13 protein-coding genes and 3 pseudogenes are annotated in these 12681 nt (G+C 60.4%); 7 read left to right on the forward strand and 9 right to left on the reverse strand.

Features of this window, described 5'->3' with window-relative positions; genetic code table 11:
- Window positions 1-344: 344 nt before the first annotated feature.
- The 3 genes from LIW51_RS34480 (at window position 345) to LIW51_RS34490 (ending at window position 2693) form a co-directional block, all read left to right on the forward strand.
- Complete coding sequence (locus tag LIW51_RS34480; protein WP_227380512.1) at window positions 345-1535, forward strand: AGE family epimerase/isomerase; 1191 nt, start codon at window positions 345-347, stop codon at window positions 1533-1535.
- Between the two features lie 52 nt (window positions 1536-1587).
- A complete protein-coding gene (locus LIW51_RS34485; RefSeq protein ID WP_227380513.1) occupies window positions 1588-1794 on the forward strand; it encodes a hypothetical protein in 207 nt (68 codons plus the stop codon).
- A 110-nt stretch (window positions 1795-1904) separates the two neighbouring features.
- Window positions 1905-2693: an SDR family NAD(P)-dependent oxidoreductase gene (locus tag LIW51_RS34490; RefSeq protein WP_227380514.1), complete on the forward strand. Its 789-nt coding sequence runs from the start codon at window positions 1905-1907 to the stop codon at window positions 2691-2693.
- A 39-nt stretch (window positions 2694-2732) separates the two neighbouring features.
- On the opposite strand, the gene LIW51_RS34495 is transcribed toward LIW51_RS34490, so the two are convergent.
- A complete protein-coding gene (locus LIW51_RS34495; RefSeq protein WP_227380515.1) occupies window positions 2733-3395 on the reverse strand; it encodes an RraA family protein in 663 nt (220 codons plus the stop codon).
- A gap of 115 nt (window positions 3396-3510) precedes the next feature.
- Here LIW51_RS34495 and LIW51_RS34500 point away from each other — a divergent pair, with 115 nt between their 5' ends.
- Entirely contained in the window at window positions 3511-4515 is a 1005-nt protein-coding gene (locus tag LIW51_RS34500; RefSeq protein WP_227380516.1) for an LLM class flavin-dependent oxidoreductase, read from the forward strand.
- Window positions 4493-5555, forward strand: a pseudogene (locus LIW51_RS34505) (aldo/keto reductase). The gene LIW51_RS34500 and the pseudogene LIW51_RS34505 overlap by 23 nt, the downstream one beginning before the upstream one ends.
- 98 nt (window positions 5556-5653) lie before the next feature.
- On the opposite strand, the gene LIW51_RS34510 reads toward LIW51_RS34505, so the two are convergent.
- Both LIW51_RS34510 and LIW51_RS34515 read right to left on the reverse strand, forming a co-directional pair.
- Window positions 5654-6115 carry a universal stress protein gene (locus LIW51_RS34510; protein ID WP_227380517.1) on the reverse strand — a complete coding sequence of 154 codons (462 nt, stop codon included), beginning with the start codon at window positions 6113-6115 and terminating at the stop codon, window positions 5654-5656.
- A 72-nt stretch (window positions 6116-6187) separates the two neighbouring features.
- Window positions 6188-6535 (reverse strand): L-rhamnose mutarotase, encoded by a 348-nt coding sequence (locus LIW51_RS34515; protein ID WP_227380518.1) that lies wholly within the window; start codon window positions 6533-6535, stop codon window positions 6188-6190.
- Window positions 6536-6760: 225 nt separating this feature from the next.
- Between LIW51_RS34515 and LIW51_RS34520 the strand changes: the two genes are divergently transcribed.
- On the forward strand, window positions 6761-7669 hold the full coding sequence (locus tag LIW51_RS34520) for a mannonate dehydratase (RefSeq protein ID WP_438267502.1): 909 nt from the start codon (window positions 6761-6763) through the stop codon (window positions 7667-7669).
- Window positions 7670-7714: 45 nt separating this feature from the next.
- Here LIW51_RS34520 and LIW51_RS34525 read toward each other — a convergent pair whose 3' ends face one another.
- The 6 genes and pseudogenes from LIW51_RS34525 to LIW51_RS38900 form a co-directional block, all read right to left on the reverse strand.
- Window positions 7715-8611 (reverse strand): SMP-30/gluconolactonase/LRE family protein, encoded by an 897-nt coding sequence (locus LIW51_RS34525; RefSeq protein WP_227380519.1) that lies wholly within the window; start codon window positions 8609-8611, stop codon window positions 7715-7717.
- A gap of 61 nt (window positions 8612-8672) precedes the next feature.
- Entirely contained in the window at window positions 8673-9500 is an 828-nt protein-coding gene (locus tag LIW51_RS34530; protein WP_227380520.1) for an ATP-binding cassette domain-containing protein, read from the reverse strand.
- Complete coding sequence (locus LIW51_RS34535; RefSeq protein ID WP_227380521.1) at window positions 9497-10456, reverse strand: ABC transporter permease; 960 nt, start codon at window positions 10454-10456, stop codon at window positions 9497-9499. The genes LIW51_RS34530 and LIW51_RS34535 overlap by 4 nt, the downstream gene beginning before the upstream one ends.
- 86 nt (window positions 10457-10542) lie before the next feature.
- The gene (locus tag LIW51_RS34540) at window positions 10543-11685 is read right to left on the reverse strand and encodes a sugar ABC transporter substrate-binding protein (protein WP_227380522.1); all 1143 of its coding nucleotides are present in this window, start codon (window positions 11683-11685) and stop codon (window positions 10543-10545) included.
- A gap of 78 nt (window positions 11686-11763) precedes the next feature.
- A pseudogene (locus LIW51_RS34545) lies at window positions 11764-11930 on the reverse strand (transposase); the annotation flags it as partial.
- 311 nt (window positions 11931-12241) lie between these two features.
- On the reverse strand, window positions 12242-12373 hold the full coding sequence (locus LIW51_RS38900; RefSeq protein ID WP_255767725.1) for a hypothetical protein: 132 nt from the start codon (window positions 12371-12373) through the stop codon (window positions 12242-12244).
- Here LIW51_RS38900 and LIW51_RS39715 point away from each other — a divergent pair.
- Window positions 12317-12676, forward strand: a pseudogene (locus LIW51_RS39715) (carbohydrate kinase family protein); the annotation flags it as partial. The gene LIW51_RS38900 and the pseudogene LIW51_RS39715 sit on opposite strands and share 57 nt — an antisense overlap.
- Window positions 12677-12681 lie beyond the last annotated feature (5 nt).

Consider the following 12681-nt stretch of genomic DNA (forward strand, 5'->3'; position numbering starts at 1 on the left):
TCGACTGCGTCCCCCAGTGATCTAAACTCTATGTCATGGTTGAGTAACGGCTTCGTAGCAGAGCCACTGACAGTCCAGCAAACCATAAACTCTCAACCGTCAGGATTGATCTGCCCGGCCAACACCGGGTGAGAGGCCTGCGCCTTTAGGCGTGGGATGATGTCAGTCTGGTATCTTATTACACTTCTTCGATCACGGTTGCTCTCGTCCAGCGGGGAGGGCCGCATGGTCACTGGAGACGTGACACTGCTGGTGATACGGTTCCTGTTGGACCGGTAGAACGTCGCAGCGACCGCAACCGACGCTACAGAAACTATTTGTTAGTCTCGAAATTCAATCCACCTATGGCTGACTCCCGGTTCAGGAATCCAGCGGTGCTCCGCAATCAGATCATCCAAGTCCTCAATTTCTATTATCCAGACATCCTCGACATACACTATGGTGGAATTATCGCTCAGTTGGACGAGCGAGACGGCCACGTGTACGATTCGCGGACGAAACACCTCGTGGCGAACGCGCGAGCGGTTCACAATTTCAGCGTGGGCACGATGCTCGATGGGCCAGTGTGGTGTCGGACGGCAGCGGAGTGGGGGTTGCAGTCGCTCTCGACGCACCACTGGGACGACTTCCACGAGGGCTACGATTGGCTGCTGGAGGGGAGAGACACCGTCGACGCGACGCGATACTGCTACGGACACGCGTTCGTCCTTCTCGCCGCCGCGAGAGCTCTGCAAGCCGGAATTGACGGCGCTCGAACTGAACTCGATCGCGCGTTCGGCGTCATCGAAGACCGATTCTGGGAGGAGAGGTACGGACTGTGTGCTGATCAGGCGTCCGAAGACTGGGCACACGTCGAGTCCTATCGCGGACTAAACGCGAACATGCACACCCTCGAAGCACTGCTGGCGGCGTACGAGGCCACCGAGGAGCAGGTGTTCCTCGACAGGGCGACCGCGATCGCCGACAACATCCGATCGGACGATACCGACGGCATGAACGACCTGCTGTGGGAGCACTACACGTCGTCGTGGGAGCCCGATTTCGAGTACAATCGGGACCAACCCACCCATCAGTTCCGCCCGTGGGGGTACATGGCCGGCCACCACGCCGAGTGGGCCAAACTCCTGCTCGTACTGCACGAGCACCAGCCGGAGAAGTCGCTCGTGGATCGAGCGGAGGAGTTGTTCGAAGCGGCGATCGACATCGGATGGGACGACGAGTACGGCGGATTCTACTACACTGTCGACGAGGACGGGGATCCGGTGGTGAGCGACAAGTACAGCTGGGCACACACCGAAGCCATCGGTGCGGCCGCACTGCTTGGAACCTACGACGAATCGTATCTGGAGTGGTACGACCGGCTCTGGGAGCACGCGGAGACCAACTTCGTCAACCCGAGACACGGGAACTGGTATGAGCGCCTGACCCGCGAGCACGACCGCGACGACCCGAACCGGAACGTCGCGGTCGAGCCGGGGTACCACCCACTCAACAACGCATGGGTTGCGATGCAGGCGTTCGAAGGGGCGGACTGATTCTCTCGCTTCCTTGCACGCATTCTACGAGACACCGCCGGATCGATCCGCTTTGTCCGTTCACTTCCGGGACGTCGACGGGATCGTCCCGCGCTTCAACGAGACGTTCATCGATCAAGGGAACTACGACGCCTACGAGATCCTATCACTGCTGGACGAGGTCGGATTCGAAGGAATGATCATTCCCGATCACGTCCCACACGTGGAAAGCGATTCCGATTGGAACACCGAGACCGCGCCAACGCCGTCGGCTATCTGAACGGGATGCTCACGGCAATCCACCACGAACGAGACACGTGACGGTGCGCTCTCGACGACGACCCGATCCCTCGAACTAGAATTAAGTCGGTGGCCTCTGAGTAAAGGGGTATGGAAGCAGCGAGGCACACCGACCGAACGGTCATCGTTACCGGTGCGGCGAGCGGCATCGGCCGTGGCATCGCGAAACGCTTCGGGGAAGAGGGCGCGAAAGTGGTCGTCGCCGACCCCCGAAGAGAGCCGAAACAGGGCGAGAAGTACGACACGGATGTGACCACACCGACCGATGAACTCGTCCGCAAGGAGACGTCGGGAACCGCGACGTACGTCGAGACGGACGTCGGCGATCCGGAGAGCGTCGTTGCCATGGTCGAAACCACGGTCGACACGTACGAGGGCGTCGACGTGCTCGTCAACAACGCCGGCATTCAGATCGTGGGGGATTCTCAGACGACGAGTGTCGAGGACTGGCAGCGTTCGATCGACATCGACCTCAGCGGTGCCTTCTACTGTGCGAAGTATGCGATCCCGCACCTCAAAGAGAGCGAGGGACAAATCATCAATATCGGCTCCGTTCGCGGCTTCGAAGGCGGCGGCGGGCCGCCGTACGCGGCTGCGAAAGGTGGCGTGGTCAACATGACGCGCGACCTCGCGATGGAACTCGGCGACGACAACGTCAGGGTGAACTGCATCAATCCGGGCTACATCGAGACGCCGCTGCAAGACATCGTTACCGAAGAGGGCATGGAGAAGTCGAAAGAGCAGACGCTGCTTCCGCACTTTGGTCTCCCCGAGGACATCGGCGATGCGGCCGTCTTCCTCGCCAGCGAGGAAGCGGGGTTCATCACCGGCGCGAACCTCCCAGTCGACGGCGGGTGGCTCACACACAGCGGGCTGTGAGTCTCGGCATCACCCGAGAATCTCGTCACGCCCGAAATTTCAGAACACGCCGAACTCGTCATACGCATCGATCGGCGCCATTCCCGATCGGACGGCGTCGCGAACCTCGTTCTCGGTACCCGCGAGTTCTTCGGCCTCTTCGAGGACCGAGACGCGAACGGATTCGGGGACGACCACGACGCCGTCGACGTCACCGACGACGACATCGCCGGCGTGGACTTCGACGCCACCGATGACGGCCGATTCCCCCCAGTCGAGGATCTCCCACCGGGGAACGGCGTCCGCTGGCGTCCGGTAGCGTGAGAATACCGGGAACTCCTCTTCGAGGATGTGCGAGACGTCCCGTACGCCACCGTCGATGACCGCTCCCCGAGCACCCTGCGCGGTCAACGCGACGACCGAGAGTTCGCCGAGGTGGGCGGCAACGTTGTCGTTCGTCTGGTACGCGAGCACGCTGTCTTCGGGCGCGTCGCCGAGCATTCGGAGGATGTTGCGCATGTTCTCGTCGGAGTCAATGGACCGGTTCGGGCGACCGACGACCGGGAAGGCGATGCCGGCGGTCGTCATTTCGTCACGGAGCGGCGAAACGTCGGCCAACACGGTCTGATCTTCCATACCGCGATCGTCAAGCACGTCGACGACGGCACCGGGATACAGCCGCTCGTAACGGTCACATAATTCCGTCTGTGCTGGTTTGCTCATACGGACAAAGGGACGGGCAACTGCAATAATCTATCCACGCCGTCTCCGACTCGTCTCGATCGTTCCGGTGGGTTCACCCCCAAACAATTATTCGCGTTGCAAGCAGAGGCATCGTATGCAGTTTGACTGGATGGTCCAGTGTTACGCTGGAGCAGGCGTTCACCGGGACACTCCGATGCTCAAAACTGTCGACCGTGACACCGTGATGAACGGGGTAGATACTGCGGTAGATGCAGGGTTGGAGGGTCTCTGGGCGCCCGATCACTTCATGCTCGGGCCCAAAGCCGAAGAGTACGAGGTGTGGACGCTGTTGAGTGCCCTCGCAGAACGAACAGACGACGTCGACATCGGATCACTTGTAGGATCTATTACATATCGGAACCCGGCCCTGCTGGCGAAGATGGCGACGACGGTCGACATCCTCTCCGAGGGACGGCTCCGCCTCGGCCTCGGCGCCGGCTGGCATGAGGAAGAACATCATGCGTACGGGTTCGACTTCCCGGACATCGAGACGCGGATCGAGATGCTGGAAGAGAGCGTCCGGATCGCGAAAGCGATGTTCACCGAAGACGTCCCGACGTTCCGGGGCGATCACTTCAGCATCGACGAGGCGCTGAACAATCCAAAGCCCGTGAGCGAACCATACCCACCGATAGTCATCGGCGGTGCTGGACCCCGGATGCTCAGACTCATCGCACGCCACGCGGACGAGTGGAACGTCGAGATCAGCGCCAGAGCGCGGGGCAAGCCCATCGAGTTCAAGGTAAAGAAGTTCGACGACTACCTCGAAAACGAAGGACGAGATCCCGACGACGTTGAACGATCCTGGTTGGCGCACGTGCTCGTTCGCGAGGGCGAGACCGCCGTCGAGGAAGCCGTCGACGATATCTTCCCACTCCCGTGGGGCGAGGAGTCCGACATGGAGGACCAGCAGTTGACCGACGCCGAGGACGCCCGGGACCGAGGCAGCATGCTCATCGGCACGCCGTCGCAGGTGGCGACGCAGATCGAAGGCATCCGCGACCTCGGTTTCGACAAGCTCCAGTTGATGTTCCTCGACTTCCCCGACACGCACACCATGGAACTGTTCGGCGACGATGTCGTTCCCGAATTCCAGTAGCCCACGTCCGTCTAATCCGGGTAATTGCCGGAAGACCACCGACATCGGAATTAAGTCCATCTGTTTCGGAACGTGGCGCTTCGGGAAAGAGACCGGTGGCGTCGTCGAAACGGACAGAGAGGACGCACACGATCTGCTCGACGCCGCGTGGGAACACGGAATCAACTTCATTGACACGGCGAACGTCTACGGGACGCATCACGGAACCAGCGAGGAGTACATCGGTGACTGGCTCGACGATCACGACCGCGAGGACTTCGTCATCGCCTTGGAGGTGTACTTTCTCTTCGATGGATGGGGCGATCCCGGCCCAAGCGACTCGGGGTTCGGACGTAAGCACATCCGGACGCAGATCGATGGTACGCTCGACCGACTGGGAACGGACTACCTCGACCTCTACTACATCCACCGCTGGGACGACGACGTTCCGATAGAGACGACGCTGTCGACGCTTTCCGACCTCGTTCGCGAGGGCAAGATCAACCACCTTGGCGCGGGCACGATGGCCGCCTGGAAGCTCACGAAGGCGCTCTGGAAATCCGACGTTAACGGCTGGGAGCGTTTCGACGTCACGCAACCGCTCCACCACGCCGGCTACTACGGGGACGTGGCGGAGTACCTCGACGTCTATGCCGATCAGGACATCGCGGTCTGTCCGTACTCGCCGCTCGCGGAGGGGGTTCCTCACCGACAAGTACGAGCGCGTTGATCGGGACGACCCTGAGGCGGTGGAGGCTCCGGACGGAACTCGGGGAGCGTTCGACGACTTCTTCGGCGACTGGTACGTGTCCGAACGCGGCTGGAGGGTACTGGACGTCGTTCGCGAGGTCGCAGACGAGGTAGACGCGACGCCCGCCCAGGTGTCGCTACGGTGGCTGATGGAGTGGGACGAGATCACCTGTATTCCGATCGTCGGGGCGCGTACCCCCGAACAGTTGGAAGAGAACGTCGCCGCGACGGAGGTCTCGCTCTCCGACGAGCAGTGGGACCGCATCATGAACGCACGATACAATCCCGAAGGAGACCTCTGGGGGCACTAAACCTCACCCTCGTCGATCGTCGCCGCTCGCTCTTCACCTCAATCGGTGCACCGGAGTAGTTGCCAACCGGTTAGGGGCTGTGATCCGCCCTGTCGGAGTCACTTGGATTGCGACCTGACGTACGTCACCGGACAGGGAGACCCGAGGAAGACGTTCTGTGCCGTGCTGCCGAAGATGGCCTTGCCAGCGGGCGATCGATCGCCACCCGAGATGACGATGCGGTCCGCGTCGTTCGTTTCGGCGATCTTGTTGGTACTCTCGGCGACGGTTCCAACGACGCCGCGGACATCGTGTGCGACGTCGTGTTCATCGAACAGTTCCTCGAGGTGCCGGATCGACTGGTGACGTTCCAGTACGACGTCGACGTCCTCTTCGGTCGCTTTCGGGTAGTTGAGTTCTTCTGCGACCTCGTCGAACTGTTTTTTGCTGAATACATGAGTGAGAATAACCGTCACGTCGGTCGGTTTCGCGACCTGCAGTACCACCCGTGCAAGTCGATCCAGTCGGTCGTCGTCTCGCGGACCGATCGCGAGAACGATGGTGTCAAGTGAAGTATCCACCAGGGTGGCCTTCGTATGCCGTCGAGAAAATACCACCGGTCAGTCGAACGGTTCCCCCGGCGCCTTCGCGGGTCACGCTTTCTCGGGGTCGAATCGCCAGATGCACTCCATGAACGGAATACCGGATTCGGGATCGGCGTCGACGTCGACGCCTTCCTTCTTAAACTGGCCCGTGTACCGTTCCCACTCTGCGACCTCCTCGTCGCCGTCGACCGCGTCGTGGTACGCGTCGAGATCGACACACTCCAGAATGCAGACCGCGATGTCGTCGCGAACGTAGAGTTCGAACTCCGTGAGGCCACCCCGTTCCATCGTGTCGGTCACGGCGTCCGGGACGTCGTCGTGGGCCTCGACGTACGCCTCACGCTGGTCGGGATCGAGTCGCTGAACGTAGACGGCTCGCTCTGTTTCGGCTGCCATGCCCACAACGACTCCAACCGAACGCATGAGTGTTACGCCGGGTGCTTCGACCGGTCATACGGAATTCGACCCGGTTCACGCGAGGTGCGCTAGCGCCGTTCATCGGGCGTCACGCCCGCGTCGGTCCGAGGATATTAGTACCGTAGCGGATACACGTTGTGTATAGTTTCGCCTGCACTCATCCTCCCGCCGGAGCCCGACGAACGCTGGCAGCTCGCGACCCAGATGGGCGTGGAAAAAGCGGTCATCCACCCGCTCGAGATCGGTGACGGGCGCACCTACTGGACCTACGACGACCTCCAGGGACTCTACAACTGGCTCACGAACGCCGGACTGGAGTTCGCCATCCTCGAGGGATCAGTTCCCATCTCCGACCGTGTTCGACTGGGTCGCGAGGGCCGCGACGAGGACATCGAGGTGTTCAAGCGGTTCCTCCGGAACTGTGGGGAGGTCGGCATTCCGGTCGTCTGTTACGACTGGATGGCCGGCGTTCGGTGGGCTCGAACCGCCGCCCACGTCGAATCGCGGGGTGGGTCCTACGTCACGGAGTTCGACCTCGCGAAAGTACAGGGCGGTCCCACCTCCGATACCGCCAACGCGACGCACGAAGACGTTTGGGAAGCGCTGGAACACTTCCTTCGGGAAGTGACGCCGGTTGCCGAGGAAGTCGGCGTGAAACTCGGTCTGCACCCGGACGATCCGCCCCGCCGCTCGCTCAGAGGCACCCCCCGAATCGTCGACAGCGTCGAAGCCTACGACCGCGTCCTCGACGCGTACGACAGCGAGTACAATGGCGTCACGTTCTGTCAGGGGAGCTTCGCGGCGATGGGCGTAGACATCCCTGAAGCCATCGAGCACTTCGGTGATCGCATCAACTTCGTTCACTTCCGCGACGTCGAAGGCGACGCCGATCGATTCGTCGAGACGTGGCACGACGATGGCCCAACGGACATGCTGGCGGCGATGCGTGCCTACGAGGAGCACGTCGACGACAACGTTCCGATGCGGCCGGACCACGTCCCGACGATGGCCGGCGAGGACAACTCGAACCCTGGCTATCACACGAACGGCCGACTCTTTGTCATCGGCTACATGCGCGGGCTTCGCGAACAGGTGCGTGCAGATAGGTCGTAGGTACGGGCAGACAGGGAGTCGGGACGATCTGACGATCTCCTTCAATCAGACCTTGACGTCCGATCTGAATTCCTCGCGTCCCGTCACTCCGAGGTCGACGCGATAGAGGCTTCCCGCCCTCTCGCCCTCAGTTTCGCGAGTCTCGACGCATGCAGTCGTCACGTAGGCGGTCTCGTAGTCGTTACCGCCGAACGTGATCGACGAGACTTTCCGCGGATCGAACTTCATGGTCGTCTCGTGCCCTCCGCCGGGGCCGAACCGGATCAGTTTGTGCCCGTCCCAGAACGCCGACCAGACGTGGCCTTCGGCGTCGACGGTCATCCCATCGGGCAGTCCCACGATGTCGCACGCGTCGAGGAAGGTTTCGGGGTTCGAGAGTCCCCCCGAGGCCCTGTCGTAGTCGTAGCGGTAGATGTAGCCCGGACAGGTCGGTTCGATCTCGCCGGTGTCGGTAAAGTACAGGTTCGTGAGATCCGGCGTGAATCCCATGCCGTTGGGAAGCACGCACTCCTCGCGAACGAGTTCTAACGTGCCGTCGGTATCGAGGCGATACAGTTGGCCGGGAAGGTTACGCTCCATGTCGGGCATTACGCCGGCGAAGACCCGACCTTCGGGGTCCGCGATCACGTCGTTGAACCGTTCGTGGAATCGATCCGGGTCGGATTCTGTGACGGGATCGACCGTCCCGGAGTCCTGATCGAGTCGTCGGACCGCGCCAGCCTCCTGAAACAGGAGGAGAGACCCGTCGGTTTGGAACGTGAACCCGCCGATACGTTCAGTTTCGTCCTCGTGGACGAGTTCGTGATCGTCGGTCGCGGGGTCATACCTATAGACACGTCCCTTCGGGATATCACACCAGTAGAGCAATTCCTCATCCGGGTGCCAGAGCGGTCCTTCTCCAGTCTCACAGGCGATGTCGACGACGAGTTCTGGTTTCGGCATACTCTATCCATCGTCGTAATCGACCGTAAACGTACGTGTCGTCGAAAACGAAACTCTTCGATTAGTCGTCGAGCAGACCGGCGTCGAGCGTCCCCGTGGTCATCAGGTCGTTCAACTCTTCGAGTCCCGTCTCACTCGGTTCGAGGATGTCGACGAGCCGACCCTGATACAGGACGCCGATACGATCGGCGTGTTCGAGGACGGATTCGATGTTGTGGCTGACGATGACGATTGTGATTCCCTCTTCGGAGAGCCGATCGAGGGTGTTCTGGACGAGTCGCGTTGCGTCGACCGACAGTGCGCTCGTCGGTTCGTCGAGAATGATGACGTCCGGGTCGAACGCGAGCGCCCGACCAATCGCGACCAGTTGGCGTTGACCGCCCGAGAGGAACTCCACTTCGGTCTTGATGTCGACGTCGCGTCCGAGCTGGTCCATCATGATCTGCTCGGCGCGCTCGTACGTAGTGTCCCAGTCGATAAACTTGAGCGGGCCGGCTCTGCGCTTGGGGAACTGCCCCATGAAGATGTTCGTCGCGATGTCCAGGTCGTTCATCAACGCGAGATCTTGGTACACGGTCTCGATGCCGTTCGCACGTGCGTCGGATGGATTCGAGAAGTGGACCTCTTGACCGTCGATGTAGATGGTACCCTGGGTCGGGTCATGGACGCCGCTGAGGATGTTCATTAGCGTCGACTTACCCGCACCGTTGTCACCGACCAGCGCGAAGATCTCTTCGGGCTGAATATCGAGCGTGACGTCATCGACGGCGATGATACGGCCGAACTGCTTGGTGACGTTCTCGGCGCGGATTTTCGGAGTGGCCGTTCCACCGGGCTCGTCACCCGTTGCGGTCTCCTGGCCGGCCGAGGGATTATCTTCGACGCTCATACGGCACCACTCGCGAGGATGCGAGCCCTGAGTTTGGCTTGCGTGCTGTACAGCAAGATTGCGACCAGTAGAACGAATCCGTTGACCATTTGAATCTGTGTTGCGCTGACCGCGGAGCTGTTGTTCAGTGCGGACTGGATGATCTGAATGAGGACGACACCACCGAGGGCACCGGTGACTTTCCCTCGACCGCCGAACAGGCTGATACCGCCTATGACCGCCCCTGCGAACGCCTGGAACACCAGTCCCTCACCGATGAGCGGCGGAACAACGCCGACGAATCCGGTGAGCATCAGTCCGGCGATCGCTGCGAGAATTCCACTGATCGTGTAGACGGCGATTATGAGCCGTTCGGTGTCGATCCCGACCTCGCGGGCGGACTTCTCGGAGCTCCCCAGCGCGTACACGGACTGACCGAACGAGGTGAACCGCAGTACCAGCCCGAACAGGAGGAACGCGAACAGTAGCACGCCGATCGCGAAGTTCGGCGTTGCGCCGACCGAAACGTACAGTTGCGGCAGTCCGGTCACTGGCTGCGTCTGTATCGCCGTTTTTGCACCCTCGAAGATGATGAGGAACGCGAGCGTCTGGAGGAACGGATTGAGCCCGACCTTGGCGATCATGATCCCGTTGACGAGACCGATCGTCGCCCCGGTGGCGAGGATGAGCCCGAAGCCGAGCCACGGGTTCGTGGAGATGCTCCAGCAGCTGGGGCAGGTCCCGAGAACCATGCCCGTGAACATGGACGAGAACCCGGCGATCGACCCGATCGAGAGGTCGAAGTGCCCCGAGAGCAGGCAGAGACTCTCCGCGAGAACCAACAGTCCGATCGGAACGGAGGCCCAGAGGATCAACCGAATGGCCTCCAGGTTCCTGAGCGCCTGCGGTACGAATATCAGGACACCGAGGATGACGAGGGCCAAAATCGGCCATATCATGTTGTCGAGTAATGTCAATATTATTTCATCTCTGTCCCCCAACACTCGCCCGACGTATCCTTGTTCTGTGGACATTGTAATAATGGAGTTCCTTTGTATCGGCTTCAGCCCCAGACGTTGCCCCAGAGGTACGGCTGATCGTAGTTCTTCTGCGTAATGACGATGCTGTTCGTCCGGAACCACGGGTGACCGTTCTGTTCGCGTATGATGCCGGGTTCCCAGATCGGTTCGGACCACATCTGGACGCTCTTGTGCTTACTGGCCTTGATGTTCAGGTCGTCGGAGGTGACTTCAGAATCGACTTTCGGGATCACGCTCTGATCGTTCCCGGCCTCGACGTACTTTTTCATGTAGTACATCGCGATAGGGTTGTAGAAGTAGTTGGGCTGGTCGACTGCGGCGTCGATCATGCCTTTCCCGACGAGCGGGTTGACTTCGGGGCTGCCGTCCATCTGCGTCAGAACGACGTGCCCCTCTTTGCCCTTCGGCACCAGCATATCCTGGTTACGAAGCGCCTGAACGACGCCCAGCCCCATCGAGAGGTTGCCGGAGTAGATTCCGTCAACGCGACCGTTGGAGTTGATCCATTGTTGGACTTTCGACTGTGCGACGTCACGAGCGTACTCGCCGTTGAGCGTCGTGACGACCTCGACTTTACTCTCTTTTTTCATCACGTCGAGGAATCCTTGCGAGCGCTGGTTCGCGGACTGGTTCCCCTGGACACCACGGACATTGAGTACGCGCCACTTGTCCTTGTTCGGATACTGTTCCTTGAGGGCTTTGAGCATCTGCTCGGCCGAACTCTTGCCTCCGTCGTAGTTACTGAAGCCGACGTACAGCGGGATCTTCTCGCTGGCAGTGTCGGCGTTCGTGGCGAACACCGGGGTACCTCTGTCCATCGCCTGATTGATCGCGCTTTTTGCGGCGCCGGTGGACCAGACGCCGATGAGGATGGCGTCGTAACCGCCGTTTGCGAAGTCGCGTATGTCCTGTACCTGCTTCGATGCACTCTGTTGGTTCGGTCGAACCTCGAGTTCGATACCGAGATCCTTTGCGTAGAATTTGGCCGCCTCGATGTACGCGGTAATCCAGGCACCGCCCCGAACGTACGCCGTCATACCAACCTTTTTGAGTTTCTTCCCGCCCCCACCGCTACCGCCACCGAAACTACTACACCCTGCGATCGGCAGTGTGGTGAGTGCTGCACCGCCCATCTTAAGTAGCCTGCGCCTGTTATTGACTACCATACGAAAGATGAATTCAGAGGGAGCAAACATAAAGGTTGCTCATGGAGGACCTGGTTAATTGCCATATAGCGTTTGATTTCATTGGTTCACGATCTGTTTGATGTTGTGAACGATACACATCATAACGAGTTCACGAAACTCACCTTGTACCAGGTTCGCGCACGCACGGCGTCGCCGATCGTGCGCTTGATCGACGAGAGGACGGTCTCACACATCGACCGTTGGCGGTACCGAGGCTCATCGATCACGCGCATAACGCGTGCCACCGTCCAGGGCGGCGGATTCGCCTCGGCCACCAACAGCATTTTTTAGTTAACGTCACCGCCTTCTTCGTGAAGCTGGAGGTTTTGAAATCAAGCACCTGCACTTTCCTGCTCCAACTGCCTAGTCCTAACAGTTCGTTACGACGCCGTCAAGCGATTCACCAGTGCCCTCCTGAACAATCGGAACCAAATACACCCGAGTTAATTTTCGCATCCTTCTGCTCCATTGCTGCGTCTGAGGCAGGTGGATAGCGAGACTGCGTCGAACGAGAACCTGCCGCTAACGGGAGCCGTCACGGTGGAAACGAACAGTAGCGGACAATGTCGACGTCGTCAAAGCGACGCCGGGGGACCTCGCCGTCGCCGGCTTCGATACCGACGATCCCGAAGCCCTCGTTCGAGCGGTCGCCACACGCGGTCCACACACCGTTGTTTTAACGTTTGGTGACGAGAGCGCACTCTCTTACGGAATCGACGACAGTCCGATTCCGGGTTGGGGACGCCACGACGGCTACGACGTCGACGCTGTCGATACCACCGGTTCGGGCGACGCGTTCCTCGCGGGATTCATCGCTTCGCTCACGAACGGCGTTCGATACGCCGAAACCGCTCTGGCGCTCGTGAACGCCGCAGGAGCCGTCGCCACGACGCAGCCGGGGGCGGTGTCGGCACTGACTGGCTTCGATCGGATCAGGGAGTTCTACGAAGACGTCCCCTGGATTGATTGACCGTC

The organism is Haladaptatus halobius (genome assembly GCF_020618475.1).
In the GTDB taxonomy this organism is placed as follows: Archaea; Halobacteriota; Halobacteria; order Halobacteriales; family Haladaptataceae; genus Haladaptatus; species Haladaptatus halobius.